Below are 17885 nucleotides of genomic sequence, written 5' to 3' on the forward strand. Positions count from 1 at the left end.
GTTTCTCGCCTCGTGCGGGCCAAACTTCGGCGTGAAACTGTCCCCTGCGGACAGTTGTGAGCCCGCACACGGCCTACCATCGCCTGATATGTCGAATGTGCCGCCCGCCGCGGCGAGGCTTCCTCAACTGCCACCACAAACGCTGGAGGCCATGCGAGCCGGATTGCCTGCGCTCACCGACCGGATGGTGGAGGCGGTGATCGCGGAGGTGCCCGCGTTCGCACTCGCCGCACAGGAGTCATGGCGGCCGGTGATCTACGCGTCGGCCGATCAGCTACTGACCGCGCTGATCGAACAGCTCCGTGGTGCGGTCGACCCCGAGGCCTCGGCGACGCCGATGCAGGAAGTGCTGGACACCGCATACGGATTCGGCCGTCGGGAAGCCCGCCAGGGCAGGCCAACCGAGGTGCAGCTGGCGGCCTACCGAATCGGGGTCCGGGAGATCTGGCGCGAGTGGTCGGCGCTGGCCGTCCGCCACGGCGTGGGAAGCGACGAGGTGAGCGTCTTCGCCGAGACGTCGTTCGCCTACCTCGATCGGATCTCGGCAGCGGGCGTCGCGGGGCACGCCGACGAACTCGCCCGGCTTGGGTTGGCGCGGGAGCGCCACCGGGAGCGGCTGGTGCGTGCCCTACTCCGCCAGGGGTCCGCCGACGAACTGCGACGGGCGGCTGAAGAGGCAGCCTGGACACCGTCGCAGACGCTGACCGCGGTGGCACTTCCCTACCGGCACCACGAGAGTGGCGGGTTCATCACAGCGGATCCGCGCACGTTGGAAGTGCCCGACGACGCGATCGAGCTGCCACGGGGAATGCGAATGTTCCTGGTGTCCGGTGTCGGCGGAACGGCACGGGCACCGTTTCTCGACTCGGTCGCCGGGACAGGCGCGGTGGTGGGGCCGGTCCGCCCGTGGATGCAGGCGCACTCGTCGATTCGTCGCGTCAAACGGGCAGCGGAGATCCAGCCGGCGCAACCGGCCGCGCTCCTCGACACCGACCAGATCCTCGTGGCATTGGTGGTCAGTGCCGATGCCGAGGCGTTGAACGACCTGCGGGCACGCACGCTGACACCACTCGAGGGATTTCCCGCTGCGACCCGCGCCCGGCTCGCCGACACGCTGCGCTCCTGGCTGCTGCATCACGGCCGCCGTGACGAGATCGCCGCCGACCTCCATGTGTCACCCTCCACGGTCCGCTACCGGCTTCGCCAGCTTCGCGACGTCTACGGTGAGCGACTGCAGGATCCGCGATCGATCGCGGAATTCACCGTCGCCCTCGCAGACCGCGGGTTCACCGACGCAGAGGGCGATCGCGATCTAGCATCAGCGAGTGGAGACCGCATCTGAATCCAACGAGTACCTCGCCAAGCGCACCCTCAAGCAGGGCACGGCGGGATGGCTGCTCCTCGCCGGTCTCGGCGTCGGGTATGTGATCTCGGGCGACTACTCGGGATGGAACTTCGGCCTCGCCGAGGGCGGGTTCGGCGGATTGCTGATCGCCGGTGTCCTGATCGCAGGCATGTATCTCGCGATGGTGCTGGGGATGGCCGAGATGTCCTCGGCGCTGCCGGCCGCAGGCGGCGGCTACACCTTCGCCCGTCGCGCACTCGGGCCATGGGGTGGATTCGCCACCGGCACAGCCATTCTGATCGAGTACGCGATCGCACCGGCCGCGATCGCCACCTTCATCGGCGCCTACGTCGAATCACTCGGGCTGTTCGGCATCACCGACGGCTGGTGGGTGTATCTGGCCGTGTACCTGTTGTTCATCGGCATCCACCTCAGTGGTGTCGGCGAGGCCCTCAAGGTCATGTTCGTCATCACGGGCATCGCACTCGCCGGACTGATCGTGTTCGCCATCACGGCGATCGGCAGATTCGACACCGCGAACCTCACCGACATCGCCCCCACCGATGCGGCGGGCGCGTCGTCGTTCCTGCCGTTCGGCTACCTCGGGATCTGGGCGGCAGTCCCGTTCGCGATCTGGTTCTTCCTCGCCATCGAGGGTGTGCCGTTGGCCGCCGAGGAGGCCAAGGACCCGGCCCGCAATGTGCCCCGCGGGATCATCGCGGCGATGGCCGTCCTGGTGGTCACCGGAACCACCGTGCTGGTGCTGGCGGCGGGGGCCGGCGGTGCCGAGGTGATCAGCGCATCCGGCAATCCCCTGGTGGAGGCGCTGGGTGACTCCACGATGGCCAAGGTGGTCAACTACATCGGCCTGGCGGGGCTGATCGCCAGCTTCTTCTCGATCATCTACGCGTACTCCCGCCAGCTGTTCGCCCTGTCGCGCGCCGGCTACCTGCCGAAGCGGCTGTCGGTGACCAATTCCCGCAAAGCGCCGACCCTGGCGCTGATCGTCCCCGGCATCATCGGCTTCGTCCTGTCGCTGACCGGCCAGGGCGCAATGCTGCTCAACATGGCGGTGTTCGGCGCCGCCCTGTCCTACGTGCTGATGATGATCAGCCACATCGTGCTCAGAAGGCGTGAGCCGGACATGCCGCGGCCCTACCGGACCCCGGGCGGCGTCGTCACGACGGGTTTTGCGCTGGTGATCGCGGCGCTGTCGGTGGTGGCCACCTTCGTGGTGGACAGCACGGCGGCCACCTGGTGTCTGGTCGTCTTCGCCGCGTTCATGGCCTATTTCGGGTTCTACAGCCGGCACCATCTGGTGGCCAACTCGCCCGACGAGGAGTTCGCGGCGCTGGCCGACGCGGAAAAGGACGTCACCTAGGGTCGGTGGCGACCGCGCGCACGAAGGCGTCGGCGAAGAAGTCGCACGTCGCCTCCAGGTCAGGCAGGGCGACCTGAGGGAAGTTGACCAGTCCGGGCCGCATGATGGCGTGCACGGAGACGGGGCTGATCAGCTGCTGGATGAGCAGGGAACGGGGTAGATCCCGTACCCGGCCCGCGGCGACCTCGCGATCCAGCCAGCTCTCGAGAACCGCGATGAGGCGCAGCGCGCCGTGCTCGATCAGTGCGCCCGCGCCGGTGCCCGCCGGACGGGCCAGCGTCTCACCGAGCACGGCGGCCAGCACCCGCGGCTTTCGCAGGTAGAGGTCGGCGAGGGTGCGATGAATGTCGCGGACCGTCTGCCTCAGGTCAGTGCTCGCCGATCCGATGACGTCTTCCAGGTCGAGCGCAGGGATGTACCGGTCGTAGACCGCGCGCAACAGGCCTTCACGTCCGCCGAATGTCGCATACAGGCTGTGCACCGAGCACCCGGCATCCTCGGCGATCGCCTCGAGCGTGGCGGACGACACGCCGCCGGCGCCGATCAGCGCGGCCGCCGATTCGACTGCGCGCACCTTGACCGGCGGGCGCCCGCCGGGGTCGACGCCGATGTCCCGCACCGCGTCATCGAGGGGGCGACGCGACCCGCCGAGCTGACGCAGCAGTGTGCTGCGCGAAACCCCGAGGGCGTGCGCGATCACGACGATCGGCACATCGGCGACGTCGCGGCCGAGGCGTTCGGCGGAACGCAGCGTGGCCCGGATGACGTCCGCGGGCACTGGACCCGAGCGACTCGACCCCCGATCTGACACAGATGCTCAACCTCCACGTACTTGTGTTTCAGATCACAGCGGAGCGGTAACACAGGGACCTGAGTCGGCCGCTGGGGTCGATTCTCGCCGAGTTGAACACGAGAAGCGGGGAATTATGGCGGAACGCGGTGCCGAGCCTCCCGTCCCGCGGGGGCGTCGGCTGTTCCTCCGCGCGGTGCGTTACCTGTTCAACCCGTTACGCCCCGACGACTACCTCGAGATGGTGAATCCGCTCTGGACCACCAAGGAGCTGCGCGGCAAGGTCGAGCGCGTCGAGCAACAGGGATCGGAAGCGGTCAGCGTGCTGATCCGGCCGGGGTACGAGTGGCCAGGGCACAAGCCCGGCCAGTATGTGCGGCTGGGACTGGTGATCGACGGTCGTTACCACTGGCGCGCGTATTCGCTCACGTCTGACCCGCAGCCGGAGGACGGCTTGATCAGCGTCACGCCCAAGAAGGTCGACGAGGGCGTGGTGTCGCCGTATCTGGTGGAGAAGATCCAGCCGGGTGAACTGGTTCGGCTCGGCGAGGTGGAGGGCGTCTTCACGCTGCCCGAACCGGTGCCCGCCAAGATGCTGTTCATCAGCGCAGGCAGCGGCATCACTCCGATCATCAGCATGTTGCGCAACCTCGATCACCGGGGCGAGATCGGCGACGTGGTGGTGCTGCACTCGGCCCGCACCCGCGACCAGGTGATGTTCCTGGAGGATCTGGAAGGTCTCGACCGCCGCCACGACGGCGTGCGGTTGGATTTGCGGCTCACCGCTGATCGCGGCCGTATGTCGGCAGAAGATCTGGACGACGTGTGCCCGGACTGGCGCGAACGCGACGCGTTCTGTTCGGGTCCGAGCGAACTGCTCGACGCGATGATCGAACACTGGGAGCACCACGGCGACAAGGACCGGCTCCGCTTCGAGCGTTTCCAGCCGAAGATCGACGCCGACGCCGCCGAAGGTGAGGGCGGGCAGATCACCTTCCTCAACAGCGACACGACCGCCGATTGCGACGGGGGCACTCCCATCCTGGAGGCAGGCGAACAAGCCGGCCTGGAGCTCGCGTTCGGCTGCCGAATCGGCATCTGCCACACCTGCGTCGGGACGCTGAAGTCGGGGAAAGTTCGCGACCTGCGTTCCGGGGAAGTCACCGAGCCCGTCGACCAGGACGTCAGGATCTGCATCCACGCTGCCGAAGGTGACGTGGAGTTCGCACTGTGACCGTGAAGGAGTCAACTGTGACGACAACCATCGAGAGCCCACTCACCCGCCTCAGCGAGCAAGATCTCGAGAAGCTCGCCAAAGAGCTGGACGCGATACACGACGAGATCTTCGCCGAACTCGGTGACCGCGACCGGCACTACATCAAGACGGTGGTCTCGGTACAGCGCCAGATCGTCGTCGCGGGACGGGTGCTGCTGCTCGGGTCGCGGTCACGAACGGCGTGGGTACTCGGCACCGCATGCCTCGGCATGGCCAAGATCCTGGAGAACATGGAGCTCGGCCACAACATCCTTCACGGCCAATGGGATTGGATGAACGATCCCGACATCCACTCCTCGGTCTGGGACTGGGACACCGCTTCCTCGGCGCAGGCATGGAAGCACTCCCACAACTACATCCATCACACGTATACCAACATCCGGGGTAAGGACAAGGATCTCGGCTACGAGATCATGCGGATCGACCCCAACCAGCAGTGGCGCCCCGCCAACCTCGGCCAACCCTTCTACAACCTGCTGCTGACGCTTCTGTTCGAGTGGGGCGTCGCGATGCACGACACCGACGTGGAGGCGTTGTGGCGGGGCGAGAAGACGATGGCGGACCTCAAGGAAGACTTCAAGGGAATCGCCGGCAAGGCGCGCCTGCAGATCATCAAGGATTACATCGGGTGGCCTCTGATCAGCGCAGGCGCATTCGCCTTGACCAAGCTGGCGCTGGGTGACCGGATCGACCAGCCCACGCATTCCCGTGTCGGACGTCGGCTCCGCCAGATCTCGAGCAAGGGCCGGACGGGCGCCGCCGCGGCGACGGCCGACCGGCTGCTGCCCGGCGTTGAGAGCACCTTCCTGCGAACCCTGGCCGCAGACGCGCTGGCCAACCTCATCCGCAACGTATGGGCCCACGCGATCATCTTCTGCGGCCATTTCCCGGACCAGACCTACACTTTCAGTGAAGAGGAAGTCGAGAACGAGACCCGCGGCGGGTGGTACGTCCGCCAGCTGATCGGCGCGGCGAACATCGAGGGCAGCCCGCTGTTCCATGTCATCAGCGGCAACCTCGGCTACCAGGTGGAACACCACCTGTACCCGGACATGCCGAGCAGCCGGTACTCCGAGATCGCGCCGAAGATCAAAGACATCTGCGAGCGCTACGAATTGCCCTACAACTCAGGCCGATTCGGCAAGCAGTGGTTCACGGTGCACCGCACCATCTTCCGGCTGGCGTTCCCCGGCGGAAAGCCGAGGCCGAAGCCCGGCCCATATCGCAGCGGCGAGCGACGGGCGGGGCCGCAGGGCCCGAGTGAAGCCAGTCGCTTCCGCGAGCGGGTGCCCGCCGAGCATCCTGACGCTGGACCCGAACACGAGTCCGGTGGTGTCGCGGTCGAACCACCGCCGCGCGGCAAGGACTGACTTTCCCCGCGCGGCCGAAGGCGCCACGCGCTGTCAGGACCCGTTCACGGGTCCTGACAGGGCGGCGAACTGGAAGGCCGCGATGATGAGAGCCACGTGGACGACGCAGCCCAGCGCCGGAACGATGGCCGTCCTTCGCCCCTTGGCGAGGAGCACCGTCGACGTGACGATGTCGGCGAGCAGAACCGCCACGTTGCCGTAGAACGCCAGGAACATCGCGACGCCGACCCACTTCTCGTCTCCGCACTCGACGTACGCGCACGAATCGGTGCTCATCGCGATGCCGAAGCTGAGCACGACGAACAGCAGTGCCAGCAGAACGTGCAGCAGCAGCAGCGCCAACGTGCCGGCGATGTCTCCCGGGTGTCGCCGCCGGCCCGGGTCGAGCGTGTCAGACATGCGCCTGAGTATTCCGTGCGCACGGGGGGTGGTCTTGCGCCAATCGCTCTGCGCCACCTGGTCAGCAGCTCGACGTGACCTCGCGGCCCGGTGGAATCAACTGTCCGATCCTGCCGTTACAGAGAGGGTCCCGGGCGTTCGGCCTGTCGACAGAGCTGTACAGAGGGAAGAGGCGGGACGATGAAGAAATTCGGACTGGCAGGAATTGTCGCCGGCGCATTGTCGGCGGCCGTGATCGGCTTCGCAGGGCCGGCGCAGGCTCAGGTACCTGATCTGGCCATCAGCGGGCACGGCCACGGCTATCACTACGGCTACGACCGTGACGATCGCTACTACCCATGGCTCGATCAGCTGTACCCCACGGTGAGGGTGCCGCACGTCGACACGTCCGTGCACAACTGATCGGTCCCAGTGCAGAGAGGGCGCCCGCTCCGGTGGGCGCCCTTTCTGCTGAGAAAGGTTGTCGCGCCTCACCTGTCAGCGGTGCAGCGTGGGCCGGTAGACCAGCTCCTGGATACCGCCGTCCAGCGTCCGGCCGTCGATGAGTTCCAGGTCGAAGTCCTGCGCGCCCGCGAAGATCGGATCGTCGCCGGTCTGACCGGTGATCACGGGGAAGATCGTCACCTGGAGGCGGTCGACGAGGCCGGCGGCCATCAGCGCCCGGTTCATCGACAGGCTGCCGTGCGAGCGCAACGGCACCGCGGACTCCTTCTTCAGGCGGGCGACCACGTCGACGGCGTCACCGCTCACGACGATCGCGTCCGGCCAGTCGAGAGGTCCGGCCAGGGTGGTCGAGACCACCGTCGCCGGCAGGCTCCTCATTCGCGTCACCCATGGGTCGAGCACCGCCTGCTCGGTGCCCGAGGACAGCATCTCCGCGAACATCTGATAGGTGGTGCGCCCGAGAACCATCCGTTGCTCGGTCTGATACAGCGCGAGGCGGTGATCGAGGAGTTCGGGGCCCTGCTTGCCCCAGTAACCTCCCCAGTCGCCGCTGCTGACGCCGCCGAAGCCGTCGAGGCTGGAGAAGACGTCGAAGGTGTAGGTGGCGGTCACGGCTCTCCTCCAATGGGTGCGTTCGGCTGTTCACTGATGTAGACGAACGTCCCTGCCGGAACTCATCGGCGTGCCACCACCCGAGGCCGCAGGGGTCTACAGCCGCGACGCCTGGTACTGCGCGATCTGCCACCGCCCGCTGCTCCGGGTGAGCACCACACCGATCGTGAGCTCCGCCGCGGTCCGGTCGGGGTAGGTGAACGTCGCGCCCAGGTAGCCCACCGCGACACCGTCTGCCGGACTGCGGCTTTCGAGAATGCGGTAGGTGACCGCCATACCGGCGGGCTGGGGGTCGTAGTACGCGGCGACGGCGTCAGGTCCGACGCCGTAGGGCCGCAGACCCTGGAAGACGGCGTCTTCGGTGAACACGGCGGCCACCCGGGACGGGTCGTGGGCGTCGATGGCGGACTGCCACTCGTCCATGACGGCACGGATGATCTGGTTTGCGTCCATGTCTTTCCCCATCTCCTGGTCGATGCCCATGAGAACGCTGTGCAGGGCTGGTGGCAGTCCCCGTACGCGGGACGGGTTGGCTCGCTCCTGGTAGGCGCGCACTCGCACAGCGGCAGCGGCGGCCACGTCTGCCGGCACTAGCCGCCCGGCCAGCCGCTCCCCAGCGGAAACTGTCCGTCGACCAGGTGGCGCTTGAGCACCTTTCCCGTCGTGGTGCGCGGAAGTTGTTGAACGAACGTGACGTCGCGCGGAATCGAGAAGCGGCTCAGCCGGTTGCGGACGTAGGTCTTGACCATCTCCTCGTCCAGTGAGGCGCCTTCGGCACGGACGACGAACGCGGAGAGGCGCTGACCGTACTCCGGGTCGGACACCCCGACCACGGCGACGTCGGCCACCTGCGGTAGCACGGCAAGCGCTTCTTCGACCGGCCGCGGGAAGACGTTCTCACCGCCGGAGATGATCATGTCGTCGTCGCGTCCGGCGACGAAGAGCCGCCCACTGGCGTCGAGGTACCCGAGGTCGCCGGTGTCCATCAACTGATCCTCGATGGCGGGGGAGGCGGCATTGGTGTAGCCGTCGAACAGCATGTCGTTGCCGACGAATATCCGGCCGACGGCGCCGACCGGTAGCGGATCGCCCTTCGGATCGAGGATGGCGATCCGGGTACCCAGAGGCGGCCGACCCGCGGTGGTCGGCGCGAGGCGCAGGTCGGTGGGATCGGCGATCGTCGCCCACGACACCTCGGTCGAACCGTAGAAGTTGTAGAGAATATCGCCGAAGGTGTCCATGAACTTGACGGCGGCTGCGCCGGCGATCGGCGACCCGCTGCTCGCGACCACTTTGAGCGACGACGTGTCGTATCGGCCGATCACGGCGGCGGCCAGCTCGAGGATGCGCTGCAACATCACCGGCACCAATACCAGCACGGTACAGCGATGCCGCTCAATCGTTCTCAGGCATTCCTCGGCGTCGAAGCGCTCCATCAGCACCACTGTGGCGAGCAGCGGAGTGCTCACCTGTAGTGCGGCGAGCCCCCAGGCGTGGAACAGCGGAGCGGCGAGCAGCATCACTTCGTCACGACGCAGCGGCATCCGGGACAACATCGCGGCGATGGCGCCGAAGCCGGGTGGTGTGGGCCGACGCGCGCCCTTGGGCGTGCCGGTGGTGCCGGAGGTCAGCACGATCAGCCTGCCGGGTTTTTTCGGAGGCGCCACCGGTCCCGCGCCCGCCCCCGCGGAGATGAGATCCTCGACCGAACGCCGTTGCGGATCACCAGATTCGACGTGCGTGGCGAATAGCGACATGTCGCGGGGAAGGTAGCGTACCTGCGGCTCGAACTCGTCGTCGACGAACATGGCGTCGACTCCATGGTGGCGGACGATGTCTTCGATGGTGCGCGCCGCCAGGCCGGTGTTGAGCAACACCAGGTCGGCGCCCAACTTGCTCGACGCGACCATGCACTCGACCATCGCCGAGTGATTGCGTGCGAGCACCGCGAACGTGCTGTCCTTGGTGTAGCCCTCGCCGACGAGGCCCGAGACCAGGTACGAGGTGCGCCGGGCCACGTCCGCGTAGGTCGACATCCCGTACCGGTCGATCGACGCGGTGTTCTGCGGTGACCGGGCCGCGGCCGCCCCGAGGCCACCGGCCAGCGTGAACCCCCATCGGGCGAGCGAATTCAGCTGTCGAAGACCACGATCAGGTCGCGAGGCGCGAACCACCCCGCTGACGAGCATGGTCTTGGCGACGCTGAGATGCAGCGAAGGTCCGTCGCCCATGTTGGCCAGCACCGACGACGGCTTGCCGGAGAGGTAGTCGGAGATGCGCATCAGACCCTCCCCGACCCAGCGCGCCACTGCGCTGTCACTGGCTTTTGCGATGTCGGGGTGGAGCAGGCCGACCGCGAAGATCCGCACCGCGATCCGGGTGCCGCCCGCCTCGGGGTTGAGCCGGATCGACACGAAGCTCCGACTCGCCTGCATCGACTCCAGCCGCACCTCGAGGCCCGACCGGCGGACCGTCTGGCGCATCTCGAGGACGACGACGGCGCCGCGGGGTGTGGACAGCCGGACCTCGAATTGCCGGGCGGCGCCGGTGACCTGCTCGCAGGATCCGACTCCATGGAAGAACCGCGGGTAAGAGTCGGGCGCCTCCAGGATGCGCCAGACGTCCGGACATGCATGACCCAGCGTCGTGTCGAAAGCGATCACGTCATGTGCCACGCGGGTCCTGCCAGGTCTTTCATCGGCCGGCTGAGAGACATATTGTGGTGCATCCGCCGCGGCCGCGGACCTGTTTGGTGGACAGGTGCGAGGCCGACGTCCCCGCCCGCGGCGCCGCGTGCTAACGCGAACGCGGTCGCCGCCGATAGGAGAGCATGACCTCGTTCCGAACTGCCGGTGCATTCGCCGTTGCGCTGAGCGCGCCCTGGTGGTGGGTCGCCGCCGCGCAGGCCGAGCCCTTCGCCGAACTCGGTCCGGTTCCGGTGGTGGCGTCCCCGACCTGTGGAGGTAGCGTCCGTGCCGAGGCCCAGGTGACACCGGTGCAGGTCGACGGTCGGGCCGAGAACGGGGTCCGCGTCGCGATCCACTACGACGCCGGCATCTACGACGGTTCCTGTGCTCTCACCGTGACCGCCGCCTGGCAGAATCTGGACACCGGAGCTTCCGGAAGCAGTCCCATCACGGCGGTGTCGACGATCGACGGGCACTACGGCTTCATCGGCTATGCCAACACCACATTCGGAACGGGCAGCGGCACGGTGATGGTCACGCTCAGTTCGCACCCGGGCGCCGAGATGCGCATCACGGCGTAACACACCGAAACTCACTCGATCGATCGCCTGCGAGCCATCACAGAAGGCTGCCGCCTGTGTCTGCAGGCGGCCCCTTAGCGTCATGACCCGTGCTGGACGGGCCCTTCGCTCATTGCCGATGCCGATTCGTCGATGATCGCGCGCATCGCTCGCTCGGCGCCCGCTTCGTCACCCGTCCTGATGGCGCGCGCGACGTCGTCATGCAGTGCAATGGCAGCAGGGTTCGGTGTCGCGGGCATCATGCCGTGTTGCGTTCGGCCGGTGAGCACCTCGGCGACGATGACATTGAGTGCCCGGAACATCTCGTTGCCGCTGGCCTCCAGCAGGGTCCGGTGAAAGACCTTGTCCGCCTGCAGGTATGCGGCGAGGTCGCCGGACCGCCCGTGTACCACCATGTCGGATACGGCGGCCGCCATGATCCGGCACTGGTGTGCGTCCGCCCGCTGCGCGGCCAGCGCCGCCGCGGCCGGCTCGATTCCCCGGCGTAGTTCCGACAGCGAGGCCAGTTGAGCGGCACGCTCCCCGGAGTCGAGCCGCCAGCGCACCAGTAGGGGATCGAACGCGTTCCAGTCCTCCGCGGGTCGGATCGTGATGCCCACCCGGCGCCGGGAACCCACCATGCCCATCGACTCCAGGACGCGGATCGCCTCGCGAGCGACGCTGCGGGACACGCCGTGCTCGGCGCTCACCGCGTCGAGAGTCAGCACGTCACCGGGCCGGTGCGTGCCAGAGACGATCGCCGTGCCGAGTGCGGCGAGCAAACTGCCGTGCAGAGCACCGACGTTTGGTCGATCCGACATGAACACATCCTGACACAGCAGTTGCTGAAGAGCTTTAAGCAGATTTTCGCATGGAATGCTTGCAAAGATAGGCCTATTTGGTGCAGTGTTTGTGATGCCAAACACAACGGGTAGGTGAAGCAGATGGTGGCACCCATCGTCGTCATGGGAGTGTCAGGGTCCGGCAAGTCGACGGTCGGAGCTGCACTCGCGCAACGTCTGCGGGTCCCCTTCGCAGATGCCGATGATTTCCATCCGCCGGCCAACATCGCCAAGATGACCGCCGGGCATCCTCTCGACGACGACGACCGCTACCCCTGGCTCGAGTCGATCGGGGAGTGGCTCGCGGCGCGTGAGGCCGGTGGAGTGATGAGTTGTTCGGCGCTCAAGCGCAGGTACCGGGACCAGATGCGCCGGCACCGCGCCGACGTCGAATTCCTACACCTGGCCGGCACGCTCGAAGTCATCGGCAGGCGGCAGGCCAGCCGACCCGGCCACTTCATGCCTGCAGCGCTGTTGGCCTCTCAGTTCAGCACGCTCGAACCGCTGGAGCCCGACGAGCGCGGCATCGCCATCGACGTAGGCCAGGACATCGACTCCATCATCGAGGACTTCATCGCCGCAACCGATCCGGACGCCGGCGGGCCGCAGCACTGATGAGGCGTGAGTCCGTATGACGCGTGCGCGAATCCCTAGTGATCGAAAGAAGTCCGGCCCGAGCCGGCCCTGACAAATCGGAGGCATCGTGGAAGCAATCGAGCCGGTATACAGCTCCGGCATCCTGCTGCTCATCGCAGCGGTGGCCGTTGCGGTTCTGCTGTTCCTGATCATGAAGGTCAAGTTGCATGCCTTCATCGCCCTGGTCCTGGTGAGCGCGTTGACGGCGCTGGCCGCAGGCATCCCCATCGGCGACATCCCCGACGCGCTGTCCTACGGGTTCTCCAACACCCTCGGCTCGGTGGCCCTGCTCGTCGGTTTCGGCGTGATGATCGGCCGACTCCTGGAGGTGACCGGTGGTGCGCAGGTGCTCGCCGACACGCTCATCGGCCGCTTCGGGGAGAAGCGGGCACCGCTGGCCCTGGGAATCGCAGCGTTGATCTTCGGGTTCCCGATCTTCTTCGACGCCGGTCTTGTCGTGTTCCTGCCGATCATCATGACGGTCGCCCGGCGATTCGGCGGATCGGTACTGCTCTACGCGCTGCCCGCGGCCGGCGCATTCGCGGCGATGCACGCGCTGGTGCCGCCCCATCCCGGCCCCGTCGCGGCCGCCGAAGCGCTGGGTGCCAGCATCGGGCTCACCTTGCTCGTCGGCGTTCCGGTTGCCTTTGTGGCGTGGTACCTCGGGGCGTTCCTCATCTCGCAGTTCCTCGGTCGCCGGTTCTACGTCGACGTCCCCACTGCACTGTTCGGTGAGATCAACAACGGCCGCACGACGGAGGAGACCGCCGTCGGTGACGCCGGTGCGACCGGCGTTGGGAGAGATGGCGGTTCGGTCATCGAGACGAAAGCCCGTACCGCACCGTCCTTCGGTGTCGTCCTCGGCGTGCTGATGTTGCCGTTCGTCCTCATCTCGTTCAACACCGTCCTCAACACGCTGATGACCGCAGGAGTGATCAGTGAAGACGCCACCTGGGCGCAGTTCCTGCGGCTGCTCGGCAACACGAGTGTGGCGCTGCTCATCACCGTCATCGTCGCCATCTTCGTACTGGGTAGGCGCGAGGGCTCGATGGCCGACGTCACCACCATCCTCGACAAGGCCCTCGGACCCATCTGCGCGATCATCCTGATCACCGGCGCCGGCGGCATGTTCGGCGGCGTGCTGCGGCTCAGCGGCATCGGCGATGCGCTGAGCGGCTCGCTGTCCAACCTCGGGATCTCGCTGATCCTGCAGGCGTTCCTGATCTCGACATTGCTACGCGTCGCGCAGGGATCGGCCACGGTGGCGTTGACCACCACCGCCGGTCTACTTGCCGCGGCGGTCGCCGAGGCCGACCTCAGCAATCTGCAACTCAGCGCGCTGGTCTTCGCCATCGCCGCGGGCGCCACGGTGTTGTCGCATGTCAACGACTCCGGCTTCTGGTTGGTCAGCCGGTTCTTCGAGATGGACGTCAAGACGACGTTCAAGACGTGGACGGTGCTGGAGACGACCCTCGGGCTCACCGCGTTCGCGATCAGCCTGGTGCTGTGGTCGGTGGGATGACATCGCGCATCGAACCCAGCGTTGAATTCCAAACGCCACCGGTGCACCGGCGAACTGTGGCGGTCTTCGCACTGATGTTGCCGGGCAGGCGACTTCGCACACCCTGATCCGCGACAGGGCGGGCATCCGATATGCGCGGGTGTCGTAGCCGGCACCGAGGATGACGACCGAATCGATGCCTCGAGCGCCCACGCCAGGTCGACGTGATTCATTCGGTTCAGAAGCGGCCGCAGTTGGGCGCGGTGGGTGGTCCACCGATGAGGCGGGCCTCGACCCATTCGAGCGCGCGGTGCGCGTCGACGACGATGGGAAACGCGTGGTTGACGATGAGCTTGTTGAACAGCGGCGGTTGTTCGTTGGTGAAGAACTCGGCGTCGGCGCCCAGCGCGCACCAGTCCCGGCCCATTTGCGCCGCCGGTTCGTGGGGCACCAGCGGGTCGTAGCGGTTGCTGACGATCAGCACCGGGGCAGCCGGTTTGAGGCGGCCGATGCGCTGCTGCTCGAACAGACCCTTGAATGGTTCCCTGGTGGGCGCGACAGCGGTGTCCACGGTGAAGTAGCGCTGATTGTGGCGGAACAGGAAGTTCGCCATCGTCTCGCCGAGGCACTGATTCTGGGTCTTGGCGATCAGGTCTTCACCGTCGGGAGTCAGGGCGTGGTGGATGGCGTCGGCGTGATCCGGATAGGACGCGATCGCCGAATTGATGACGTAGCCCAGGATTCCGGCGACGGCGCTGCCGTCGAGGAACGGCAGCATCACCGACAGGTCGGCCGGCGGTGCGCCGGCGTAGGTGCCGACGATGGGCAGGTCGGGTGCATAGGTGGCGGCGAGTTCGGCCGCCGATGCGGTGGCCGCACCGCCCTGTGAGTATCCGTAGAGGGCGATCGGTCCCGCCGGGTCGAGGCCGGAGTCGGGAAGACCGCGGGCGGCACGGGCGGCGTCGAGGACGGCGTGCCCGGATGCGAGGCGGTTGACATAGGTGTGCACGCCGGGGGTGCCGAGCCCTTCATAGTCGGTCACCACGACGGCCCATCCGCGTTTGATCATGCGTTGGATGAGCAACAGCTCGTACTCGAGGAAGGTGTCGAGAACCCGGTTCTGATACAGGTATTCGTTGATCAGGCGGGAGGGGGCGCACTGGTCGCCCTGACCGTGGGTGCCCACCGCGAAGGACACCAGCGGCCTCGGCCCGGGACCGGTCCATGGCAGCGTCGGCCGGATGTAGGTGCCGGTGACCGGTATGGCCCCGCCGCGAGCGTTGGTGCTGCGGTACATGATTCGGGTGGCAGTTGCGGGGAGCGCGGCCGGGAAGTCGACGGCGGCAGGGATCCGGGAGGGCTCGGTGCGTAGCACCTCTCCCGGCGGGCCCGGTGGTAGCGGATCGGGCGGCAGGTAGAAGTCGCCGACGTAGCCGTTGTCGGCGCCCGCCGTCGGCGCCGCAGTGATGAGGCCGCAGATGGCGACCATGACGATGAAAAGGATCCCCCCGGACCGGTGCATTACTGGACGGTAACAACGCGACCGTCGCCAGGGAAGACTTTTCTCTATATTTCTAGAGAAACGACGTCAGGGTTCGGCCGCGCCGACATCGACCCCTTGGCGGTTGCCCTCGTCTGACCGATCGGTCTATATTCTGACCATGCGGTCTAACAGCGAGTTGACGTTCACCGAACGGGCGCGCCGAGACCAGATCGTGGCGGCGGCCATGGAGATCATCGGAACCGGCGGCTACGCGCAGGCTTCCGTGGCCAAGATCGCCGATCACATCGGCATTGCCAAAAGCGTTGTGCTGTACCACTTCGCATCGAAGTACGACATCATCGAGGCGGCGGTGGCGGCGGTCATGTCACAGGCCGCTTCCGCGATCGTCCCCGCTGTGCGCGCCGAAACCACCGCGGCAGGCAGGCTCACCGCGTACATCCGGGCCAACGCCCGCTTCATCGCCGAGAACCGCATCGCGGCGGTCGCGCTGCTCGACATCGTCACCAGTTACCGGTCGAGCGACGGCCTGCGGTTCGACCAGGCGGCGGCGAAGTCGGTCGGCGACGATCCGCCCACCGGCGACCTGGCGCTGCTCGACCCGTCGACGATTTTCATCGAAGGAGTGGATAGCGGCGAGTTCCGCTCGCTGTCAGCGGAATTCATGAAGAACGCGTTGCGCGCAGCACTGGACGGCGCGGTGTGGGAGGTCGCCCGTGACGCGGAGTACGACGTCGTCGGCTACGGCGAGGAGCTCGTGACCGTGTTCCAACTCGCATCGAGGGCGCAGACATGACGCGAATAGTGATCGAAGCATTCGGCACACGTGGTGACGTGTCGCCGCTCACCGGGCTCGGCGCCCGGTTGCGCGATGACCTCGGGGTCGACGTGGCGATCGCCGCGCAGCGACCCTATGAGGAGATGATCACGGCGGCCGCCTTGGAATTCCGGCTGTTGCCGAGGGACACCGAAGAGGCGACCCGCACGTCGAATTACGGGCAGGCGCTCGTCGACGGCGCGCGTATGCGCCCGTCGAAGGCGGTGCTGGCCGCGATGCGCGACGATCTCGCCGGCGTGGGGGAGGCGATGGCGCACGCCGGCCGCGACGCCGACCTGCTGCTCCTCGAGGGTCCTGTCGGGTCCCTGCTCGGCTATCACGTCGCCGAGGCACTGAATGTCCCGAGCATGGGTGTGGCTCTCCAGCCCGCCAGTGTCACAGCAGAGTTCGCGCCTCCGCCGTTGACGGCGCGATCCTTCGGCCGGATGGGCAACCGGATGGCGTGGCACGTGGCAGGCGGGATCGGAGAGAAGGTCTACACGCCGCTGATCGACGACTTGCGGCGCAGCCTCGGTGTACCGCCCCGCTCCCGCCGCGCGTATCAGGCGGAGCGTGCAGCCCGATGGCCGATCCTGTACGGATTCAGTCCGCACGTGGTGCCGCGGCCGCGGGACTGGCGCCCCGGTCTGGACGTCACCGGCTACTGGTGGCCGGTAGAAGCGCGAGGTTGGCGGCCGCCGGCCGAGCTGGTCGAATTCCTCGAAGCCGGGCCACCTCCGGTGTACGTGGGGTTCGGCTCCACTGCGACCGCACACGGCGAGGAACTCTCCGAGACCATCGCCCGAGCGCTGCACGGCGCGGGTGTGCGGGGCGTGGTGCAGTCGGGATGGGCGCGCCTGCATTGCGCAGGCGACGACGTCCTCACCGTCGACGACGTCCCGCACGCCTGGCTGTTCCCGCGAATGGCGGCGATCGTCCATCACGGCGGCGCGGGCACCGCCGCCGCCGCCCTGCGCGCTGGTGTGCCGTCGGTACCGGTGGCCGGGATCGTCGACCAACCGTTCTGGTCAGACCGGCTGCACCGCCTCTGCGCGGCCACCCGGCCGCTGCACCGCCATACGCTGACCGCCGACGATCTCGCCGCAGCCATCACGGCGGCGACGACATCTGCGGCATACCGCGAAGGGGCGGAACAACTTTCGCACCTGCTCGCCGACGAGGACGGCGCCGCCGTCGCTGCCGGCCACATCGCGGCACGACTGGACACTCACCCGACGCAGGAGACACGAAATGGCCGCTGACGAACTCATGGGCAACGCACTCCTGGCCGGGGCGATCGTCCTCGCCGGCGGAGCGATCGGCGCCGGTGTCGGCGACGGCATGGCCGGTGCGCAACTCATCGCGGGTGTGGCCCGCCAACCCGAGGCGCTGACCCGGCTCTACACCCCGTTCTTCATCACCATCAGCCTCGTGGAGGCGACCTTCTTCATCAACGTCGCCTTCATGGCGCTGTTCGTCTTCGCCACGCCCGGCGGCTAGGTGCGCCGGATCGGCGGGATACGGTGATTCGGTGAAAAGCGTCTTGCTGGTGGCGGTCGGGATCCTGGTGACCTTGGCGGGTGTGCTGTTCACCCTGCAGGGGATCGGGTTGGTGGGCGGCAGTCCGATGAGCAACACGACGACGTGGTCGATCGCCGGCCCCCTGATTGCCGCGGCGGGCATCGGCGTGACGTATGTCGGCTGGCGCGTCAGAGGTTCCTGAG

General features: G+C 67.2%; 19 protein-coding genes and 1 pseudogene. 12 read left to right on the plus strand and 8 right to left on the minus strand.

The features are described 5' to 3' along the window. Positions 1 to 151 precede the first annotated feature (151 nt). Positions 152 to 1342, plus strand: coding sequence for a helix-turn-helix domain-containing protein (locus tag AB0K11_RS15990; RefSeq protein ID WP_364978175.1), 1191 nt, complete (start codon positions 152 to 154; stop codon positions 1340 to 1342). After that, positions 1326 to 2726: an ethanolamine permease gene (eat, locus tag AB0K11_RS15995; protein WP_364978178.1), complete on the plus strand. Its 1401-nt coding sequence runs from the start codon at positions 1326 to 1328 to the stop codon at positions 2724 to 2726. Before AB0K11_RS15990 ends, eat begins: the two co-directional genes overlap by 17 nt. Here the strand turns inward: eat and AB0K11_RS16000 are convergent. Continuing rightward, positions 2719 to 3504 (minus strand): TetR/AcrR family transcriptional regulator, encoded by a 786-nt coding sequence (locus tag AB0K11_RS16000; RefSeq protein ID WP_364978181.1) that lies wholly within the window; start codon positions 3502 to 3504, stop codon positions 2719 to 2721. The two genes, eat and AB0K11_RS16000, sit on opposite strands and share 8 nt — an antisense overlap. A gap of 148 nt (positions 3505 to 3652) precedes the next feature. Here AB0K11_RS16000 and AB0K11_RS16005 point away from each other — a divergent pair, with 148 nt between their 5' ends. Both AB0K11_RS16005 and AB0K11_RS16010 read left to right on the plus strand, forming a co-directional pair. Continuing rightward, positions 3653 to 4750 (plus strand): ferredoxin reductase, encoded by a 1098-nt coding sequence (locus AB0K11_RS16005; RefSeq protein WP_364978184.1) that lies wholly within the window; start codon positions 3653 to 3655, stop codon positions 4748 to 4750. A 17-nt stretch (positions 4751 to 4767) separates the two neighbouring features. Further along, on the plus strand, positions 4768 to 6162 hold the full coding sequence (locus AB0K11_RS16010) for an acyl-CoA desaturase (RefSeq protein ID WP_364978187.1): 1395 nt from the start codon (positions 4768 to 4770) through the stop codon (positions 6160 to 6162). Between the two features lie 33 nt (positions 6163 to 6195). Here AB0K11_RS16010 and AB0K11_RS16015 read toward each other — a convergent pair whose 3' ends face one another. Next, positions 6196 to 6561: a hypothetical protein gene (locus AB0K11_RS16015; protein WP_364978190.1), complete on the minus strand. Its 366-nt coding sequence runs from the start codon at positions 6559 to 6561 to the stop codon at positions 6196 to 6198. Between the two features lie 180 nt (positions 6562 to 6741). On the opposite strand from AB0K11_RS16015, the gene AB0K11_RS16020 reads away from it, so the two are divergent. Then, complete coding sequence (locus AB0K11_RS16020; protein ID WP_364978193.1) at positions 6742 to 6963, plus strand: hypothetical protein; 222 nt, start codon at positions 6742 to 6744, stop codon at positions 6961 to 6963. A gap of 75 nt (positions 6964 to 7038) precedes the next feature. On the opposite strand, the gene AB0K11_RS16025 is transcribed toward AB0K11_RS16020, so the two are convergent. The 3 genes from AB0K11_RS16025 to AB0K11_RS16035 form a co-directional block, all read right to left on the minus strand. Next, positions 7039 to 7617, minus strand: coding sequence for a dihydrofolate reductase family protein (locus tag AB0K11_RS16025; protein WP_364978196.1), 579 nt, complete (start codon positions 7615 to 7617; stop codon positions 7039 to 7041). 96 nt (positions 7618 to 7713) lie between these two features. Next, on the minus strand, positions 7714 to 8070 hold the full coding sequence (locus AB0K11_RS16030; RefSeq protein WP_364978201.1) for an SgcJ/EcaC family oxidoreductase: 357 nt from the start codon (positions 8068 to 8070) through the stop codon (positions 7714 to 7716). A gap of 137 nt (positions 8071 to 8207) precedes the next feature. Continuing rightward, on the minus strand, positions 8208 to 10292 hold the full coding sequence (locus AB0K11_RS16035; RefSeq protein WP_364978204.1) for an AMP-binding protein: 2085 nt from the start codon (positions 10290 to 10292) through the stop codon (positions 8208 to 8210). Positions 10293 to 10447: 155 nt separating this feature from the next. On the opposite strand from AB0K11_RS16035, the gene AB0K11_RS16040 reads away from it, so the two are divergent. Beyond that, positions 10448 to 10885 (plus strand): hypothetical protein, encoded by a 438-nt coding sequence (locus AB0K11_RS16040; RefSeq protein ID WP_364978207.1) that lies wholly within the window; start codon positions 10448 to 10450, stop codon positions 10883 to 10885. Between the two features lie 80 nt (positions 10886 to 10965). On the opposite strand, the gene AB0K11_RS16045 is transcribed toward AB0K11_RS16040, so the two are convergent. Then, positions 10966 to 11685, minus strand: coding sequence for an FCD domain-containing protein (locus tag AB0K11_RS16045; protein WP_364978210.1), 720 nt, complete (start codon positions 11683 to 11685; stop codon positions 10966 to 10968). Between the two features lie 123 nt (positions 11686 to 11808). On the opposite strand from AB0K11_RS16045, the gene AB0K11_RS16050 reads away from it, so the two are divergent. Both AB0K11_RS16050 and AB0K11_RS16055 read left to right on the plus strand, forming a co-directional pair. After that, on the plus strand, positions 11809 to 12321 hold the full coding sequence (locus tag AB0K11_RS16050) for a gluconokinase (protein WP_364978213.1): 513 nt from the start codon (positions 11809 to 11811) through the stop codon (positions 12319 to 12321). 88 nt (positions 12322 to 12409) lie between these two features. Then, the gene (locus AB0K11_RS16055; RefSeq protein ID WP_364978216.1) at positions 12410 to 13864 is read left to right on the plus strand and encodes a gluconate:H+ symporter; all 1455 of its coding nucleotides are present in this window, start codon (positions 12410 to 12412) and stop codon (positions 13862 to 13864) included. A 126-nt stretch (positions 13865 to 13990) separates the two neighbouring features. Here the strand turns inward: AB0K11_RS16055 and AB0K11_RS16060 are convergent. Together AB0K11_RS16060 and AB0K11_RS16065 are read right to left on the minus strand one after the other, a co-directional pair. Further along, positions 13991 to 14119 (minus strand): annotated as a pseudogene (locus tag AB0K11_RS16060) (class I SAM-dependent methyltransferase); the annotation flags it as partial. After that, a complete protein-coding gene (locus AB0K11_RS16065; RefSeq protein WP_364978219.1) occupies positions 14082 to 15365 on the minus strand; it encodes a lipase family protein in 1284 nt (427 codons plus the stop codon). The pseudogene AB0K11_RS16060 and the gene AB0K11_RS16065, both read right to left, overlap by 38 nt. A gap of 139 nt (positions 15366 to 15504) precedes the next feature. Here AB0K11_RS16065 and AB0K11_RS16070 point away from each other — a divergent pair, with 139 nt between their 5' ends. From AB0K11_RS16070 to AB0K11_RS16085, 4 genes are read left to right on the plus strand one after another with little or no spacing between them, the layout of a single operon-like run. After that, positions 15505 to 16140 carry a TetR/AcrR family transcriptional regulator gene (locus AB0K11_RS16070; protein ID WP_364978221.1) on the plus strand — a complete coding sequence of 212 codons (636 nt, stop codon included), beginning with the start codon at positions 15505 to 15507 and terminating at the stop codon, positions 16138 to 16140. Further along, on the plus strand, positions 16137 to 17423 hold the full coding sequence (locus AB0K11_RS16075; protein WP_364978224.1) for a glycosyltransferase: 1287 nt from the start codon (positions 16137 to 16139) through the stop codon (positions 17421 to 17423). Before AB0K11_RS16070 ends, AB0K11_RS16075 begins: the two co-directional genes overlap by 4 nt. Then, positions 17413 to 17661: a F0F1 ATP synthase subunit C gene (locus AB0K11_RS16080; RefSeq protein WP_364978226.1), complete on the plus strand. Its 249-nt coding sequence runs from the start codon at positions 17413 to 17415 to the stop codon at positions 17659 to 17661. Before AB0K11_RS16075 ends, AB0K11_RS16080 begins: the two co-directional genes overlap by 11 nt. A 31-nt stretch (positions 17662 to 17692) precedes the next feature. Continuing rightward, the gene (locus AB0K11_RS16085) at positions 17693 to 17884 is read left to right on the plus strand and encodes a hypothetical protein (RefSeq protein WP_364978229.1); all 192 of its coding nucleotides are present in this window, start codon (positions 17693 to 17695) and stop codon (positions 17882 to 17884) included. Position 17885 lies beyond the last annotated feature (1 nt).

It is taken from the genome of Mycobacterium sp. NPDC050551, assembly GCF_040674075.1.
GTDB lineage: Bacteria > Actinomycetota > Actinomycetes > Mycobacteriales > Mycobacteriaceae > Mycobacterium.